Annotated in this window: 18 protein-coding genes; 15 read left to right on the top strand and 3 right to left on the bottom strand. The window is 45.5% G+C overall.

Annotation, left to right across the window (positions count from 1 at the left end; genetic code table 11):
• Window positions 1-332 precede the first annotated feature (332 nt).
• The 5 genes from H7F26_RS04515 (at window position 333) to H7F26_RS04495 (ending at window position 4,930) form a co-directional block, all read left to right on the top strand.
• Window positions 333-623: a hypothetical protein gene (locus H7F26_RS04515; RefSeq protein WP_009329813.1), complete on the top strand. Its 291-nt coding sequence runs from the start codon at window positions 333-335 to the stop codon at window positions 621-623.
• 42 nt (window positions 624-665) lie between these two features.
• The gene (locus H7F26_RS04510; protein ID WP_003186155.1) at window positions 666-1,496 is read left to right on the top strand and encodes a PRD domain-containing protein; all 831 of its coding nucleotides are present in this window, start codon (window positions 666-668) and stop codon (window positions 1,494-1,496) included.
• A gap of 245 nt (window positions 1,497-1,741) precedes the next feature.
• Window positions 1,742-3,121, top strand: a complete 1,380-nt coding sequence (locus H7F26_RS04505) for a sucrose-specific PTS transporter subunit IIBC (RefSeq protein WP_009329812.1) — start codon at window positions 1,742-1,744, stop codon at window positions 3,119-3,121.
• Between the two features lie 17 nt (window positions 3,122-3,138).
• On the top strand, window positions 3,139-4,575 hold the full coding sequence (locus H7F26_RS04500; RefSeq protein WP_003186152.1) for a sucrose-6-phosphate hydrolase: 1,437 nt from the start codon (window positions 3,139-3,141) through the stop codon (window positions 4,573-4,575).
• 88 nt (window positions 4,576-4,663) lie between these two features.
• Entirely contained in the window at window positions 4,664-4,930 is a 267-nt protein-coding gene (locus H7F26_RS04495) for a hypothetical protein (RefSeq protein WP_025805367.1), read from the top strand.
• Between the two features lie 33 nt (window positions 4,931-4,963).
• Here H7F26_RS04495 and H7F26_RS04490 read toward each other — a convergent pair whose 3' ends face one another.
• Window positions 4,964-5,776: a bifunctional hydroxymethylpyrimidine kinase/phosphomethylpyrimidine kinase gene (locus H7F26_RS04490; protein WP_003186148.1), complete on the bottom strand. Its 813-nt coding sequence runs from the start codon at window positions 5,774-5,776 to the stop codon at window positions 4,964-4,966.
• 237 nt (window positions 5,777-6,013) lie between these two features.
• Here H7F26_RS04490 and H7F26_RS04485 point away from each other — a divergent pair, with 237 nt between their 5' ends.
• The gene (locus H7F26_RS04485) at window positions 6,014-6,832 is read left to right on the top strand and encodes a glycosyltransferase family 2 protein (RefSeq protein ID WP_017474078.1); all 819 of its coding nucleotides are present in this window, start codon (window positions 6,014-6,016) and stop codon (window positions 6,830-6,832) included.
• A 13-nt stretch (window positions 6,833-6,845) separates the two neighbouring features.
• A complete protein-coding gene (locus H7F26_RS04480) occupies window positions 6,846-7,523 on the top strand; it encodes a uracil-DNA glycosylase (protein WP_003186145.1) in 678 nt (225 codons plus the stop codon).
• Window positions 7,524-7,570: 47 nt separating this feature from the next.
• On the opposite strand, the gene H7F26_RS04475 is transcribed toward H7F26_RS04480, so the two are convergent.
• The gene (locus H7F26_RS04475; protein ID WP_003186144.1) at window positions 7,571-8,953 is read right to left on the bottom strand and encodes an aldehyde dehydrogenase; all 1,383 of its coding nucleotides are present in this window, start codon (window positions 8,951-8,953) and stop codon (window positions 7,571-7,573) included.
• 271 nt (window positions 8,954-9,224) lie between these two features.
• Here H7F26_RS04475 and H7F26_RS04470 point away from each other — a divergent pair, with 271 nt between their 5' ends.
• The 8 genes from H7F26_RS04470 to H7F26_RS04435 all read left to right on the top strand — a co-directional run bounded on the left by H7F26_RS04470 (window position 9,225) and on the right by H7F26_RS04435 (window position 16,556).
• The gene (locus H7F26_RS04470) at window positions 9,225-9,533 is read left to right on the top strand and encodes a YwdI family protein (RefSeq protein WP_003186142.1); all 309 of its coding nucleotides are present in this window, start codon (window positions 9,225-9,227) and stop codon (window positions 9,531-9,533) included.
• Window positions 9,534-9,572: 39 nt separating this feature from the next.
• Entirely contained in the window at window positions 9,573-10,874 is a 1,302-nt protein-coding gene (locus H7F26_RS04465) for a purine/pyrimidine permease (protein ID WP_003186140.1), read from the top strand.
• 67 nt (window positions 10,875-10,941) lie between these two features.
• Complete coding sequence (locus H7F26_RS04460) at window positions 10,942-11,313, top strand: DUF423 domain-containing protein (protein WP_026080782.1); 372 nt, start codon at window positions 10,942-10,944, stop codon at window positions 11,311-11,313.
• A gap of 159 nt (window positions 11,314-11,472) precedes the next feature.
• A complete protein-coding gene (locus H7F26_RS04455; protein ID WP_026080781.1) occupies window positions 11,473-12,111 on the top strand; it encodes a response regulator in 639 nt (212 codons plus the stop codon).
• A 14-nt stretch (window positions 12,112-12,125) separates the two neighbouring features.
• Window positions 12,126-13,232, top strand: coding sequence for a sensor histidine kinase (locus tag H7F26_RS04450; protein WP_003186134.1), 1,107 nt, complete (start codon window positions 12,126-12,128; stop codon window positions 13,230-13,232).
• A gap of 103 nt (window positions 13,233-13,335) precedes the next feature.
• The gene (locus tag H7F26_RS04445) at window positions 13,336-14,271 is read left to right on the top strand and encodes an ABC transporter ATP-binding protein (protein ID WP_017474077.1); all 936 of its coding nucleotides are present in this window, start codon (window positions 13,336-13,338) and stop codon (window positions 14,269-14,271) included.
• Between the two features lie 16 nt (window positions 14,272-14,287).
• A complete protein-coding gene (locus H7F26_RS04440) occupies window positions 14,288-15,409 on the top strand; it encodes an ABC transporter permease (RefSeq protein WP_003186131.1) in 1,122 nt (373 codons plus the stop codon).
• A gap of 1 nt (window position 15,410) precedes the next feature.
• Window positions 15,411-16,556: an ABC transporter permease gene (locus H7F26_RS04435; protein ID WP_017474076.1), complete on the top strand. Its 1,146-nt coding sequence runs from the start codon at window positions 15,411-15,413 to the stop codon at window positions 16,554-16,556.
• Window positions 16,557-16,596: 40 nt separating this feature from the next.
• On the opposite strand, the gene gerQ is transcribed toward H7F26_RS04435, so the two are convergent.
• Window positions 16,597-17,124: a spore coat protein GerQ gene (gene gerQ, locus H7F26_RS04430; RefSeq protein WP_017474075.1), complete on the bottom strand. Its 528-nt coding sequence runs from the start codon at window positions 17,122-17,124 to the stop codon at window positions 16,597-16,599.
• Window positions 17,125-17,271 lie beyond the last annotated feature (147 nt).

The following is a 17,271-nucleotide window of genomic DNA, read 5'->3' as shown; positions in this document are numbered from 1 at the left end:
TGCACAATTTACTGTGTATAAGTGAATAAACTTGTGTATAGATATTGTAGGGAATATACGTTCTTATACTAAATATTGAATAAGTATGTGGATATGTGGATATATCCTGTGGGTAATATGTGTTTATCCTTAGGATAAGCTGTGAGTAAGTTACATTCATGGTTTGTATCCGCTGAATCATGCGATTCCTTCAGTTTTCAACAAAACTTCTAAAAACTAGAATCATTTTGCACACACATTGTGACAAACATTTTCATTTTGCTGGGATAAGATAGAGCAAGAAAGTTTAATAGAGTTGCTAGTTTTATCAAAACGAAACTGGAGGGATCGGTATGAAAGGTTTGATATCATTTTTAAAATTATGGACAGCCGTGCTGCTGAATGCGGTGATGCCTGTCAGAGAAAATCAGATGAAGGTGACGGCGTTCGCCGGCGGTACATATCAGGCTGCCGATGCTTATCAGGCAGGCGGCTTTTCGGAAAAAAGAGAAGAGAAGACAGAGCGGATGTCGGGCTGTAAGAGAATGAAGCCCGGCAGTTATACGACAGAACCCAGCCGGGCTGTTTGCAAAAAAGCGGTGAAAAGGGTAAGAGCCGGACCAACTCTTTACACGGGAACTTAAACAAGGTAAAATCCCACTCATAATGGGAAGTGGGTGACAGCTTTGAAAATCTATAAAGTATTGAACAACAATGCAGCAATCATAAAGGAGGATGGTCAAGAAAAAATTGTCATGGGACCTGGTATCGCTTTTCAAAAAGGCAAAAACGATACCATTCCAAGAAACAAGGTAGAAAAAATTTTTACCATTCATGAAGAAAATGAAAAGTTTAAACAAATCCTCGAAACACTTCCGGAAGAACATATTGAAGCTGCCGAAGAGATCATCAGCTATGCGGAAGGGCAGCTGTCCGCACCGTTGAGCGATCATATCCACATCGCCCTTGTGGATCATTTGTCATTTGCGATCGAGCGAGTCCGCAAAGGATTCGTCATTCAAAATAAATTGTTAAATGAAATCAAAGCGCTTTATAAAAAAGAATATGAGATCGGACTCTGGGCAATCGATTTGGTCAAAGAAAAACTGAAAGTCGAATTGCCTGATGATGAAGCGGGTTATATTGCGCTGCATATTCATACCGCAAAAATGGATGCGGAAAACATGCAGAAGACTCTAAAATACACGAACATCATCAAAGAATTGATAGAAAAAATCGAATGCTGTTTCAATCAGAAGATTGACGAAAACAGCATCTCATATCAGCGTCTTGTCACGCATCTCAGGTATGCCATCAACCGGCTGGAATCAAATGAAGCGTTTCATGTCATGGACGATGACATGCTTTATTTCATCCGGCAAAAGTATCCTGAAAGCTACCGATGTGCGGCAGGGCTGGCGGATTACGTAAAAACTGAATATGATCTTCATCTTCCGGAATCAGAAGTCGGATATATTACGCTGCATGTCCAGCGTTTAAATGATTCCTATAGGTAATACCGCCTGATATCGCGCGATCAGGCTTTTTTTAGGTCGATTTTCACAGAGAATAAAAAAGTAGTTGACGAAAGCGTTATCACATAATAAAATGAAAGCGTATTAAAAAATAAATACCGGGGATTGTGACTGGTAAAGCAGGCAAGACCTAAAATTTGCTAGATGAATGGGGAAAATCTATCCTCCATTCGTTGGTGAATTTTAGGTCTTTTCTGCTTTTTTTTAAAAAAAAAGGAGGAGTCATCATGATTCATAAAGAAATCGCTGTACGTCTTATACAGCTTCTTGGCGGAGAAGATAATGTCATCAGTGCAGCTCATTGTGCGACAAGGCTTCGTTTGGTGATTAAGGACGAAGCAAAAATCGACCAGGAAAAGGTCGAAGAGCTGGAAGGTGTAAAAGGAGCCTTTTCAAGCTCTGGTCAATACCAGATTATTTTCGGAACAGGGCTTGTTAATAAAGTGTATGAACAGTTTGCCAAAGAGCTGAATCTTGACCAAAAGGAAACGGTTCAGCACAGCGATGCCGCAAAGGGAAAAATGAATCCTTTAGCGCGATTTGCGAAAACGCTGTCAAATATTTTCGTGCCAATCATCCCGGCCATTGTTGCAAGCGGTTTATTAATGGGGCTGTTGGGAATGATGAAGGCATTTCAGTGGGTCGATCCTGATGCGGCGCTGTATAAAATGCTTGATATGTTCTCGAGCGCGGCATTTATTATCCTTCCGATCTTGATCGGTGTCAGTGCTGCGAAAGAGTTTGGCAGCAATCCTTACCTGGGGGCTGTACTTGGAGGAATTTTAATTCACCCGAGCTTGTTCAATCCTTGGGGACTTGCAACTGCATCACCGGATGTGATGGACTTTTACGGACTCAAAATCGAGATGCTTGGCTATCAAGGAACCGTTGTTCCAATTTTGCTTGCCGTATATGTGATGAGTAAAATCGAAAAAGGCGTAAGAAGAATCGTTCCAAATGCGATCGATCTATTAGTAACACCGTTTGTCACGATTATTTCAACGGGATTCATTGCTTTTATCGCGATCGGTCCTTTAGGAAGAATGCTTGGTACAGGGATCACGAACATTTTAACATATGTGTATGACGTTGCCGGGCCTGTTGCCGGACTGATTTTCGGGGGAACATACTCGCTGATCGTTCTAACTGGTGTCCACCACAGTTTCCATGCGATTGAGGCCGGCCTTATCGCTGATATCGGCAGGAACTACCTGCTCCCGATCTGGTCTATGTCCAATGTCGCCCAAGGCGGGGCCGGACTTGCCGTATTCTTTTTGGCAAAGCGTGCAAAAACAAAAGAAATTGCTTTACCTGCCGCTTTCTCTTCTTTTCTCGGCATTACCGAACCTGTTATTTTCGGTGTCAACCTCCGTTACCGCCGGCCGTTTATCGCGGCAATGGCCGGGGGAGCGCTGGGAGCTGCATACGTTGTCTTTATGAATGTTGCAGCAAACGCATACGGTTTGACGGGAATTCCGATGATTGCGATTGTCGCCCCGCTTGGAATGGGCAACCTGATCCACTATTTAATCGGAATGGCGATTTCTGTGACTGTCGCATTTATCACAGCCTTTATCTTAGGCATTAATGAAGACGAGAAAAAGTGACGGAGGGAGGGAAAACGATGAATCAAGATCAGGAGCTTCGTCAAAAGGCAATGAACCGGGTTGAAGAATACCGGGATATTGTAAACCTTGATCCCTATCGGCTGCATTATCATATCATGCCTCCTGTCGGACTGCTGAATGATCCGAACGGGTTCATTCAGTGGAAAGGGGTGTACCATCTTTTTTATCAGTGGATGCCTTTTAAAACGGGGCACGGTGCAAAGTTATGGGGACACTACTCCTCAGCAGATCTGGTTAACTGGCGGCATGAAGAGATCGCCCTCACGCCGAGCGACTGGTTTGATAAAAACGGTTGTTATTCAGGAAGCGCGATCGCTGAAAATGATGTGCTGCATCTGTTTTACACGGGGAATGTCAGAGACGGCGAGGGAAATAGGGAGACCTATCAATGTCTCGCCGTCTCAAAAGACGGCATCTCGTTTGAAAAGCAGGGGGTTGTTGCAAGGCTTCCGAAAGGGTATACGGCTCATTTCCGCGACCCGAAAGTATGGAAAAAGAACGGCAGCTGGTACATGGTGCTCGGCGCCCAGACTGAAAATCTTGAGGGAAGGGCGGTGCTGTTTCAATCGGATAATCTGAAGGACTGGCAGTTCCTCGGCGATATCACAGGTTCAAATACAGATCAGCTCGGGGAATTCGGCTATATGTGGGAATGCCCTGACATGTTCGAACTGGACGGCAAAGACGTCTTAATTGTCTGTCCGCAAGGCCTTGAAGCAGAAGAGATGCTCTACCAAAACGTCTATCAGTCAGGCTATTTTGTCGGTGAATTGAACGAGCTGAAACCCTGGTTTACACACGGAGATTTCGAAGAGCTTGACCGCGGCTTTGACTTTTATGCGCCGCAGACGACAAAAGACGAATCAGGCCGGAGGATATTGGTTGCCTGGATGGGTGTTCCAGACCAAGATGAACAGAGCCAGCCGACGATTCCGCATCAATGGGTGCACTGTATGACATTGCCGAGGGAATTGCATTTACAAAACGATAAAATCGTTCAAAAACCGGTCGAGGAGCTTAGAACGCTCCGCCAAAACGAAAAAAACGCGGCAATATCGCTTAATCAAGGCACCGAAAAATTGGACATTGTTCAACCGGACAAAGCTGAGCTTTTCATCAGTCCGAAAGTTATTGAAGAGGGTTTTGAGATTTCCTTCAGGGGTGCAGCCCGACTCATATACAATAAAGCAGAAGGCATCATAACCTTGGAGAGAAACAGTTATGTTGATGAAAAAACGGAAGCCAGACAGTGCCGTTTGCAGGAGCTTCGCAATTTAAACATCTTTTTAGACGCCTCTTCTATTGAAATCTTCGTCAATGAGGGAGAGGAAGTCTTTACGGCAAGATATTTTCCTTACCCGGGAAATAATGATGTTTGGATCAGTGCCAGAAAAGAAATCATAATGAATGTGACATCCTGGACAATGGCATAAAGGGAGCGGCTGCTGTTTGCTATTTTCTGTACAATCCCTTTATGATATGCTTTTTTTAGAGAGAGTGCAGTATAAAGGGGTTGTTTTTGTGGATCAAAACCAGCAGAAATTGACCGCTATGCGTTTGAAAAAAATAGCGGACCATATTGAGGATACGAGAGAGGAATACAATGGTTTGCTCCTCCAGATGAAGAAGCTGATCGGCGGTATTGAAGATAAAACAATTCCAAATGATGAGGAAGTACAAAAGAAACTTCAGGACACTTATGAACAAATGAAAGAATATGCTCTTTTTGTGGAATCGATCGAATCTTTCTTAAGATCATCTGCAAGAACGATCAAACGGGAAAGCTAAATGAAAGCCCCTTTTACATAAAAGGGGCTTTTTTTATTTGCCGCTGAGTCGTAAAGCGGAGTGCTTTGTCGGCCCGACGTATTGATTCAAACGGAACGATTCGCGAATCGCTTCCGTAATAAACGCTTTTGCAGAATAAATGGCTTCTTTTACATTTGAACCTTTGGCAAGCTCAGCCGTAATTGCCGCGGAGTAGGTGCAGCCCGCCCCGTGCGTGTATGGGGTGTCGATTCTTTCTCCTTCGATCACCTCTGCATCCCGGCCGTCAAATAATACATCTACCGCTTTTTCGTGATTTAGTTTGCCTCCCCCTGTAATGAGGACGTGTTGGGCGCCGAGGCCGTGGATGGCCTTTGCCGCTTCCTTCATTTGCTCAACCGTTTTAATTTCTCCAAGGCCGCTGAGCTGGCCGGCTTCAAAAAGATTTGGCGTAATGACCGTGGCAAGCGGAGCCAAAAGCTCTCTTAAAGCCTTTGCGTGCTCGGGATACAGCACTTCATTTGCCCCTTTGCATACCATAACCGGATCAATGACGACATTTTTCATGCTGTGCTTCTTAATTGTGTCTGCCGCCAATTCAATTATGTCAACTGTCGGAAGCATGCCCGTTTTCATCGCATCTACACCGATGCCGTCCACAATCGTCGACAGCTGAGCGCGGATGACTTCCGTATCAACTGGGAACACCTGATGATTCCAATTGTTCTCAGGGTCCATGGCGACAACAACCGTAAGGGCCGTCATTCCATAGACGTTCTTTTCCTGGAACGTTTTTAAGTCCGCCTGAATGCCGGCGCCTCCGCTTGAGTCAGAGCCGGCGATTGTCAGTGCTTTGTGCATTGTCATGTTCAGTCAATCCTCCACGATAAGAGATTCCATCCAAAGTTGGTTTATTACTTATTATAGACAGCTTTTCGCAAGATCACAATGAAATGGCTGCCGCTTTATAGTGCAGCGGTCCTCTGCAAAATTTCGTGAATGGATTGGCATAAAAAACCAGACCATCTTTTGATCCATGTGAAATTATTCGCATTATGCTTTAATATGTTTAGAATGAAATAAGAAGGAGCGTATATCACAAACATGAACATATCTATCGTAGTTGTCACGCATAATCGGGTCACCGCTTTGTGCGAATTGCTTGAATCTATTGCAAAACAGTCTGTTGAACCGTTTGAAGTTATTATTGTTAATGATGCCGGGGAGAGCGTCGACTTTGTTGAGCGCCTTTATTCAGAGCTTCCGATCAGAGTTATACATCTGAAAGAAAACGTGAAGCATGTAAAAGCGAGAAATATAGGGGTGAAAGAAGCTTCCGGAGACGTTATTATGCTGTGTGATGATGATGATTTTTTCACGCCGTGCCATATGGAGAGAATGTTGAATGCGCTGGAGACCGCCGATTTTGTTTATTCGGATGCTGAGATTGTGTCTTTTGAAGAAAAAGAGGATATGAGAATTCCGACAAGCCGTTACCTTTTTGCGTATTCCTTTAACTTGGATGAAATGAGGAAGTTTTCTACATATGTTCCTTCAGGAAGTATGTACAAACGATCTCTTCATGACGAAATCGGCTACTTCGATCCTGCCGTCCACAATTATTGGGATTGGGACTTTTTCCTGAGAGCGGCTGAGCGGTTTCGCGTGAAAAGAGTTCCTTTCGCAAGCGTAATCTATGCGTTTTCAGACCAGGGTGACAACCAGTCCGGAGATCTTGGCGGAATGAGGCAGTATTACTTGGATGTCTTGAGTGAAAAGCATCAGCTTGGCAAGCTGCCGACAAAGAACTTTTTCGTGCTACTCGAAGAATCTGCCATGAAAAAAAGGGAAGCGGAAAGCGAAATCGTCTGGGATGGAAAACCGGTTGCATCCAGGCTCACTGCTGCAAGACAATTGAACTAAGGAGGCCTGAACATTGAAACAGATTTTGAATGACAGCTGGTGGCAACAGCTGAAGGACGAGTTTGATAAGCCTTATTATCAAGAACTGAGGGAAATGCTGAAAAGGGAGTATGCTGAACACACCGTATATCCTGAACCGAACGATATATACAATGCTTTGCATTATACTTCCTATGAAAATGTGAAAGTCGTAATTCTCGGCCAAGACCCGTATCACGGTCCGGGTCAGGCCCATGGCTTAAGTTTTTCCGTACAACCCGGCGTCAATCCACCGCCTTCTTTGAAAAATATTTTTATAGAATTGCAGAATGACATCGGCGCCGACATCCCGAATCACGGTTCTCTCGTCAGCTGGGCTAAGCAAGGCGTTCTGCTGCTGAACACCGTTTTGACCGTGAGACGGGGCCAGGCAAATTCGCATAAAGGGAAAGGCTGGGAACAGCTCACAGATAGTATAATAGATGTTTTAAACAAAAGAGACAAACCGGTCGTTTTTATTCTCTGGGGCCGGCATGCCCAAATGAAAAAAGAACGAATCGATACATCCAAGCATTTTATTATCCAATCGCCGCATCCGAGCCCGTTCTCGGCTAGAAACGGGTTTTTCGGGAGCAGACCGTTTTCAAGAGCCAATCAGTATTTGGAACAAATCGGGGATGAGCCGATTGACTGGTCCCTTCCGAATCTTTAATCGCTAGAACCGCTAAAAAAGCGGTTCTTCGTTTGTCTGGCTCCTGTCTACCTGAGAAGTTTTTTGATGATCCGCAGCCCGTTTTTCGATGAAGGATAACGGAATGAAATGTCAAACAGGTTTGTCTGTTTTAAAACGCTTTTTTCATGGGAAAACGTCTTAAAGCTGTGATACCCATGGTAACTTCCGATTCCGCTTTCGCCTACGCCGCCGAAGGGGAGGTAAGGTGTGGCTGTGTGCATCAGCGTGTCATTGATACATCCTCCGCCAAATGAAATCCGGCTGAGGATGTGCCTCTGTACCGTTTTTTCATTCGTAAACAAATAGAGCGCGAGCGGTTTAGGGCGGCTTTGAACCATTTGGATAACGTCTTCGATCGTTTCATAGCCGATGACGGGAAGGATCGGTCCGAAAATCTCTTCCTGCATGACCGGCGATTCCCAGTCAGGTTCATCGATAATGGACGGAGCAATTTTGAGTGCGTCTTTTTGATATGTTCCGCCTGTGACGATATTCTCGTTTTGTAAAAAGCGGATTAACCGTTCGAAATGACGTTTACTTATGATTTTTCCGTAAGCCAGATGGCTTTCCGGCTTTTCTCCGTAAAATGTTTGGATCGATTGTTTCAGAGCGCGCATCAGCTCATTTTTTACATCTTTGTGTACGAGCAGATAGTCAGGCGCAATGCAAGTCTGTCCTGCGTTTGTCAGCTTTCCGAAAACAATCCTTTGAGCCGCAAGCTTGAGATCAGCATCCTTGTGCACGATGCAGGGGCTTTTTCCGCCAAGCTCGAGGGTGACTGGAATAAGCTGTTTTGCCGCGGCTTCCATGACAACTTTGCCTACGGGAACACTGCCCGTAAAAAAGATATAGTCAAATTTTTGCCGCAAGAGCTCTTGGTTTGTCTTCACTCCCCCTTCAATAACGGACACATATTCGGGCGGAAAGATATCTTTGATCATCTCGGATATAACGGTTGATACGGCGGGAGCAAGCTCAGACGGTTTGATGACGGCGGTATTCCCCGCAGCAAGTGCGCCGATCAGGGGCGAGACGGCAAGCTGAAACGGATAGTTCCATGGCGCGATGATCAGAACCGTGCCGTAAGGCTCAGGAATGACGATGCTTTTTGAACCGATGTGCGAAACGGCCGTTTTGGCCTTTTTCGGTTTGGCCCATTTTTTTAATCGTCTGCTGATGAAGCGGATTTCTTCCAGTACAATGCCTATTTCCGTCATATAGGCTTCGTGCTCTGATTTATTAAGATCTTTCTGAAGGGCCTCAAGTATGTTCCGTTCATTCTTTTTTACAGCATCTTTTAGAATGTTGAGCTGTTCCAGACGATTTTCAACAGCTAGTGTTGCCCCGCTTAAAAAATATTGCTTTTGCTCGGTAACGGTCGTTTCGATGGAGGTTGTTCGTTCTGCCATTCCCTGTTTCCTTTCGCTTTTAGAAATTCGAGTGAAGTTTTTTTCATTATGGGTGACAGCCTTTTCAGCTGTCAACTTCTGTCCGGAAGAAAATTGGCTTTTTTCACCCGCGTTTTGCCGGGGAATATTCTTTTTTGAAATGTAAAAGACAATGCTTCATAGCAGCAGAGGCAATTTTTCGCAAGGAATATTTGAAAAGTGCATTCGGCATGAGAGAAGTTAATTTGGTAAAATGAAATGGAAACTGAAAACGGTTTGGAGGATCGATTTGATGAACATACATATATCAAGTTTGCTGCAAAAGATGGAGGACGAATTGAAAAAAGCAAAGGAATGCCACCAGGAAAACGAATTGAAAATGCACATCGCGGTGATCCGCTCCCTTTGCGACGTCATTGTGGAACCGCAGCAGGGGCCGTCCGTCCAGTCTTCGCCTTATGTTCAAACGGCCAATAAACCATCGAGCGATCAGCTGATGCTCGAAAAAATGATGGGGAGCGCCGGTGCTGAACAATACAAAAAACAAGAGAAACAAAAGCATGAAGATGACGGCAACGGAGATTTTATTTTTGATTTCTAGGCGCCGTCCGTCTGTTTTAAAAAAGAGAGGTTGATCAACTTGAAACTGCTTTTTGGGGCTTTACAATGGACGGCATTTATTATTGCGTCCGCAATCGTGGTGCCCATTGCAATCGGGCAGTCATTCGGGCTGAACCAGGGAGAGACCGCGGGGTTGGTTCAAAGCACTTTTTTCGTGCTCGGCACAACGGCTTTTATCCAATGTTTATTGGGACACCGCCTGCCGATTAATGAGAGTCCGGCTGGCCTCTGGTGGGGCGTCTACACGATTTATGCCGGTCTTACAGGGACCGTATTCGCGACTCACATCGAAACGCTCCAGGGGCTGCAGGGAGCGATGCTGCTAAGCGCGGTTTTCTTCTTTATTTTTAGTTTATTTAAAGTCATTGATAAGCTGGCTGTGATGTTTACTCCTGTTGTGACAGGCATTTATTTACTGCTGCTGGTCATCCAGCTTAGCGATCCGATCGTTAAAGGTGTCATGGGGATCGGCTACCGGAAAAACGAGGTCGATATACCCGTGTTTTTGCTGGCGGTTGTGATTATGCTGGCTACGTTTCTGATGAGCCGGTCAAACGTTCCGATTCTCAAGCAATATTCAATTTTAATTGCGCTTTTCGGCGGCTGGATCTTATTTGCCGTATTCGGCGTGGCGAAGGCGCCCGAGCGTGCGAACCAGCTGTTCCACCTTCCGGATATTTTTCCTTTCGGCATGCCGATGTTTGACAGCGGGCTGGTTGTTACTTCGTTGTTCATTACAGTTTTGTTAATCGTCAATATGCTCGCAAGCATACGGGTGGTTGAAGGAGCAGTCAAACAGTTTGAGAAGCTGGAAGAGAGGAAGCGGGCCCGTCCGGCCGGGTTTATCGCCTCTGTCAGCCATTTGCTGAGCGGACTGCTCGGAGCTGTAGGGACCGTGCCGATATCCGGAGCTGCAGGGTTTATTCAAACGACGAGGATGTCTTCCAAAAAACCGTTTTTGCTCGGGAGTCTGATCGTAATCGTCATCAGCTTCTTCCCGCTGGTCATGAATACTTTTGCCAGCCTGCCGTCTCCGGTCGGTTTTGCGGTGAACTTCGTCGTGTTTTCAACGATGGTCGGCCTGGCATTTGCCGAATTCGATTCTTATGAAAAGGACGAGGCCGGCCGCATCCGCTTTGTTACCGGGATTGCGCTCCTTGCCGGTGTGGGGGTTATGTTTGTACCTGAGAGTGCTTTGGAAGGGATGCATCCTGTTTTTGTTTCCATTTTAAGCAATGGGCTTGTCCTTGGAACAATCGTAGCGATTGCTGCGGAACAAATACAGCTTAGGAAAAAGAAATATGACAATATCGTGTCATGAGATTTGCATAAGTTGAAATTCATGACATGTACGCTATGATGATAAAGGAAAGGCGGGCGATTTGATCGTGAAATTATTTTTGATTTTAGGTGCTGTCAATGCTATGCTTGCGGTTGCTTTAGGAGCGTTCGGAGCCCATGGTCTTGAAGGGAAAATTCCCGAGAAATATTTGCAAATCTGGCAGACCGGCGTCCAGTATCATATGTATCATGCGCTCGGTTTAATTGTCGTCGCGCTCATCGCGTCAAAACTGGCAGGTGCGGGAAGCGTTTCTGCGGCAGGGTGGCTGATGTTTGCCGGAATCGTTTTATTTTCTGGAAGTTTATATGTCCTCAGCCTTACGCAAATCAGCGTCCTCGGTGCGATTACTCCGCTGGGCGGCGTGGCGTTTATTGCCGCATGGATCATGGTCGTTGTCTCAGCGGTCAAATATTTGTAGTTTTACTAAAAAAGCCAATCTCCTGAAAAGGATTGGCTTTTTTTATTTTAACAGGGGCTGATTCATGGTAATTTAATGTTATGAACAGGGCGAAAGACCCGGCTTTTGCATTTTGACAGAAGGGATGTGCACGGCGGAGGACCGGTCTCCGTTCAAACGATGAAAATTAAAGTGATCATTGCGGATGACAATTCATTCATAAGAGAGGGCATGAAAATCATATTGAGCACTTATGATGAATTTGAAGTGCTGGCGACGGTGGAGGATGGCTTGCAGGCGGTCGAATTTTGCCGCGCCCAATCTGTTGATATTGCACTCCTTGATGTCCGCATGCCCAACATGGATGGAGTGGAAGCTGCGCGGCTCATTTCAGAAACGGGCGCCAAGCCTTTTATCTTAACAACGTTTGATGACGACGAATACATCGTCGCTGCGATACGGAACGGCGCAAAAGGCTATTTGCTGAAAAATGCCGAACCCGAGCGAATCAGAGACGCGATTAAAAGTGTGTTCAACGGCCATATTGTGATGCAGGATATCATCCTCGACAAGATTAAGTCCAATTTGGCGGAGCATAAAGAAGCGGAACCTAAGATAGACGAAAGCCTGTTTACCGAACGCGAGCTCGGGATTATGGCGCTGATCGCCAGAGGGCTGTCCAATAAAGAAATTTCGAAGGAGCTGTTTATCTCTGAAGGTACGATTGCCAATTATATTTCCTCGATTTTGGGGAAAACAGGGCTTGAACATCGGACGCAAATTGCGATTTATTATTTAACCGGTAAAGTTAACTTTTAACCTGGGGGATCACCATGGAATTGCGGATTATGACCGGCAAACTGATTTTGTTGGGATTTATCATCTATCAATGCGTTTTTTCGGAAAGTGACAATCTGCCGTGGCTTGTGTTCAGCCTTCTTGTTTACGTCTGTATCAACCTCGGGATTGCGATTTTACCTAAAGGAAAAACAAAAAAGCTTTTTATTATCATTTCTGTCATCATTTCAATCGTTTCTTATGCAGAAGTGCACCCCCTATTTATTTTATTCCTTCCTTTTACCCTGTGTGAAGGAGCAGCCGATTTTGGGCTGCCGAAGTGGGCGGTACTTGCCGCTTCAATCGTTCCGGTCTTGTTTATCAATGAAAGCATCTCAGCGGTCTACGCGTTGACGGCCGCTTTTCAATTTTTGCTGTACTGGGCGGCAAGCCATGATGCAGCGCGGATTGAAAAGCTTGAACATCATATTGATCAAACGAGAAGAGACCTGCAGAAGCTGACAAACATGCTGCGTGAAAACAAAGAGTTTATCAGACAATCCGAATATACTTATAAGCTTGAGGAGCGCAACCGGCTTTCCCAGGAAATACACGATAAAATCGGTCATTCCATGACAGGAGCGCTGATTCAGCTCGAAGCGGCGAAGCGCGTCCTTGACATAGACAAGGAAAAAGCTTCAGAGCTCCTGCAAAATGCGATTAACATCTCCAAGGACGGGATCGAAAATATTAGATTGACGTTAAAAAGCGTCAAGCCGCCCTCAGAACAGATGGGCATCCACAGATTGAGGCTGTTTATCGATGAATGTTCGGCGCAGTACCATATGAATATTTCATTTTTGCATAAAGGCGATTTGGATGTTATTTCTCAGATTCAATGGAAGATTATTTTTGAAAACATCACCGAAGCGCTGACAAACTCGGTGAAATATGCTGAAGCGACACATGTATCCATCTGTATTCATGTGCTGAATACGCTCATTAAAGCCGAAGTGAAAGACAACGGAAAAGGGCGGCAGAAAATCAAGAAAGGGATGGGGATCATCGGGATGGAGGAACGGGCCGCTTCTGTTAACGGAAAGGTGATCGTTGACGGTTCAAACGGCTTCTCTGTCACCACCCTGCTGCCCAAGCATGAATGATTTCATGAATTGAATATGAATTTTCTCATGTGAAAAAGATGAAATGCTGCACTGCCGCACCATTCATCTTTTTTTTATAATGAAATCAAAATGAGGTGAGAACATGAATGTATTGGAAATCCATCATCTGACGAAAAAATTCGGCGACTTCGTTGCCGTCGACAATATATCACTCTCGATCGAAGAGGGCGAAATATTTGGATTGCTCGGGGCAAACGGGGCGGGAAAGAGTACGACCATTCACATGATTTCGAGTTTGTTGAGAAGCAATGAAGGCGAGATCACGATTCTCGGAAAAAACATTGCGAAACACCGCAAGTTCGCCAAGATGAACATCGGCATTGTCCCGCAGGATCTGGCCATTTACGAAGATTTAACGGCATATGAAAATGTGAAATTTTTTGCCGGGCTTTATGGTCTGCGCGGGGCCCATTTACACAATCGGGTTGAAGAAGCATTGCAGTTCGTCGGTTTAAGTGATAAGCATAAAAGCTTCCCGAAAAATTTTTCAGGCGGGATGAAAAGAAGGCTCAATATCGCCTGCGCGATCGCCCACAGGCCAAAGCTGATCATCATGGACGAACCGACGGTTGGAATTGATCCGCATTCGAGAAATTATATTTTGGAATCCGTCAAAAAGTTAAATGCGATGGGATGCACGATTATTTACACGAGCCATTATATGGAGGAAGTTGAAGAGATCTGTACTCGGATCGCCATCGTTGATCACGGAAAAATTATCGCCGAGGGAACGAAGGAGCAGCTGAAATCGATCATTACCAACACAAAAGATATTCAAGTCGTTCTTAAATCTGCGGAAAATATCGATATCGGCGAACTGAAAACGATCAGCGGCGTGGAAGCGGCCGTTCTTGAAGACAATACGATCAAAATCAACTCGGATGCAGGCGTAAATAATTTAAACCAGATTATTGAAAAGCTGATGAAAAACGGGGCCGAGATTCGTTCATTGGAAGAAAAAGCGCCTAATTTGGAAACCGTGTTCCTGACCTTGACCGGAAGACAGTTGCGCGATTAGAAAGGAGGTCCAAGGTTTGAATACACTCATCATTGCGAAAAAAGAAATTGTATCTGCTTTTCGGGACAAACGGACGTTCCTTTTTATGCTGGCATTTCCGATTGTACTGATTATGATTTTAGGCACTGCGCTGACGAATGCTTTCGATCAACAAGCAGCGGTCGGCGAGGTTCGTGTTTTGTATAAAGACAATTCTGACGGAGCGTTTTCGCAAGGCTTTAAAACATTCGTAAAGGAAGCGAAAACATCCGGCGTTCATTTTAAAAAAGTGTTGTCCGATATGGATGAAAAACAAGAAATCAAACAGGGGAACTACGATGCTTATCTTGAGATCGAAAACAGCGGCATCAAGCTTTACCAAATGGATAAAAACAGTATGAAAAACAGCATTATTCAAGGAATGCTGACCGCGTTTGCAAACCGGTACAATGCCGCAGCGGAGATCATCAAAGCTGCTCCTGAGCAAGCGGGCGCCGTGCTCGGGGACGCACCGGGCGACAATTATATCAAGGAGACGTCGCTCAGCTCAGACAGAAAGCCCAGCTCCATGGATTATTATGCGGTTGCCATGACCACTCTGATCGCGCTTTACAGTGCATTAAGCGCCAGCTATTTAATAAGGGGGGAGCGGCTTAGAAAAACAGCCGACCGGCTGATCGCGGCACCGGTTCATAAAGGCGAGATCTTTGCGGGTAAGCTGATCGGCAATCTTGTGACAAACGGATTGTGTATTTTTGCCGTCGTCGCAGTCAGCAAATACGTATTTAAAGCGTACTGGGGAGAGCATCTTGGGCTTGTAGCGGCCGTGCTGTTCAGCATCGTATTGTTTGCCGTATGCCTCGGCCTCGGCGTCAGTTATTTGACGAGAACGGGGGAAGCGGCAGTGGCGATCATTAACGTGTTGATTCCGCTAGTTGCATTTTTCGGGGGCGCTTATTTTCCTGTCGACGATGCGGAAGGTGTTTTAGCTTTGATCACAGACCTGTCTCCGCTCGCCTGGACGAACGAAGCTATTATGAACATCATATTTGCGGACGATTTAGCGGCAGGGCTGCCTGCCATCTTGCTGAACATCGGCTTATCCCTGTTATTTCTGCTGATTGCCGTTGTCTCATTGCAGAGAAGGGAGGGGCTGTAGGATGAAAGAAATGCTATGGCTTGTCAAAAACACACTGAATGTCACTTTTAAAAAGAAGATCAATATCTTTCTGTTTGTATGTCTGCCCTTGCTAGGCATATTCGTATCGCTTTTGACAGAGGGAAGCATGGAAAAGACGGATTTGCGCGTCGGAATCATCAATCATGACGGCGGACGAATCGCCGAAGATACTAAGGATTTTTTGAAGCGGATCGAGAATGTCAACATCAGTGCGGTCAGTGAAGCAGAAGGGAAAAGTCAAGTTGCGGCAGGGGAGCTTGATTGCGTCATTACGTTTGAACAAGGCTTTTCTCAAAGCGTGCAGAGCGGCGAACCGGCTCACATCGCAATCGCATCTGTCAAAGGCGCTGAAATCACCGGATTCGTGAAATCGTATGTCTATCATTATATTGATAATATCGCCGCAATCGGCAAATCGGCGCAGGGGAATGAAAAGCGCTTTGAGGAAATGTATAAAAATTACCGGAATTCTGAAACGAGTGTCAAAACATCTACGATTGAAGACACGGCGAAAAATAGAAACATGACGGAGCGGACGGTCGGTTTTCTTCTGATGGCGATGCTTTTTTCAGCGGGAAGCTTGACCGAACTGTTAGTAAAGGAAAAAGAGAACAGAACGTATTTCAGGCTTTTGACCACACCGATAACGGCAAGGCAGTACGTCATGTCCAATGTGGCCGTCAGTATGTCTGTCATCACATGCCAAACCTTTTTAACATTGATTATGGTGAAATATGTTTTCCGGATGGAAACCGGCATCTCATTTTGGGAGATGGCAGCGGTGCTGCTGATCTTTGCGCTGAGCGCGGTCGGCCTGGCATTGATCACAGTCGTCTTTGCAAACAGCTCCAGGTCATCCGGGGTATTGCGAAATTTGATTTTTATGCCGACGATCATGCTGTCGGGATGTTTTTGGCCGGTTGAAATCATGCCGTCTTTCGCACAGCGAATCGCGGACTTTCTTCCGCAGCGGTGGGTGTTGGATACGCTGGCAAAATTGCAGGAGGGACAGCAGCTTCAAGGTCTGTATTTGAATATCATGATTCTGTTTGCTTTCGCTGCTGTCTTTTTCCTCATCGTCATTTACAAATTCAAACGCAATAATGATGTGAGAAACTTCGCTTAACATCTATAAAAAAAGGGTTCGGCTTAGTTAAACCGAACCTTTATCTTGGTGTATATGAGGCCATTGAATACGGATAATCATAAGTGATCGGCTCATCAAACGTAATATAGTCAAGATACACCATGAGCAGCAAATAGCGTGTGCCCGTTTTTCTGTCGCTTAAAATGATGTGGTCGCGGCCGGCTGCTTCAATTTCTCCCCGAAAGACTTTCGCATTCCATTCCGGATTGTTTTCGAATGTCATATATACGGTTGCCACTTTTCCGCGATTGAGCCGCAAAATGTTTTCAATGTAGGATTGCTCAAGCGGCAGCATGCCTGGGATGCTCGGTGAAGGCTGCTGTCCTGAAGGCATTGGAGGGACCTGGACGCCTGCCGGCTGCGGCTGGGTCAGCTGGGGACCGGGCTGCTGATACGATTGCTGCCCTCCCATTTGGGTGAAAGGCTGCTGTCCCTGCTGCTGGTACATTTGACCCATCTGCGGATAAGGATTGGGGCCCATTTGCTGCCGGAAATCCGGCATCTCAAGCTCCTGAAGCGGCTGAAACTGATTTTTTTTAAATTTCATCTCGTTCCTCCTCATTTCATTGTGTCAAAGTCATGCCTACCATCTATACATGAGGAATGATAAAGTGCTGCTATGAAGACGATCCGGCTGAAAAGCTGTGGGCTGACTCAAGATGATAGATCAATATTTCCCATCCCTTTTACAGTA

Source organism: Bacillus sp. PAMC28748 (assembly GCF_014250415.1).
In the GTDB taxonomy this organism is placed as follows: domain Bacteria; phylum Bacillota; class Bacilli; order Bacillales; family Bacillaceae; genus Bacillus; species Bacillus licheniformis.
The sequence above is the reverse complement of the archived record's forward strand: the minus strand, read 5'-3'. Positions and strand labels throughout refer to the sequence as shown.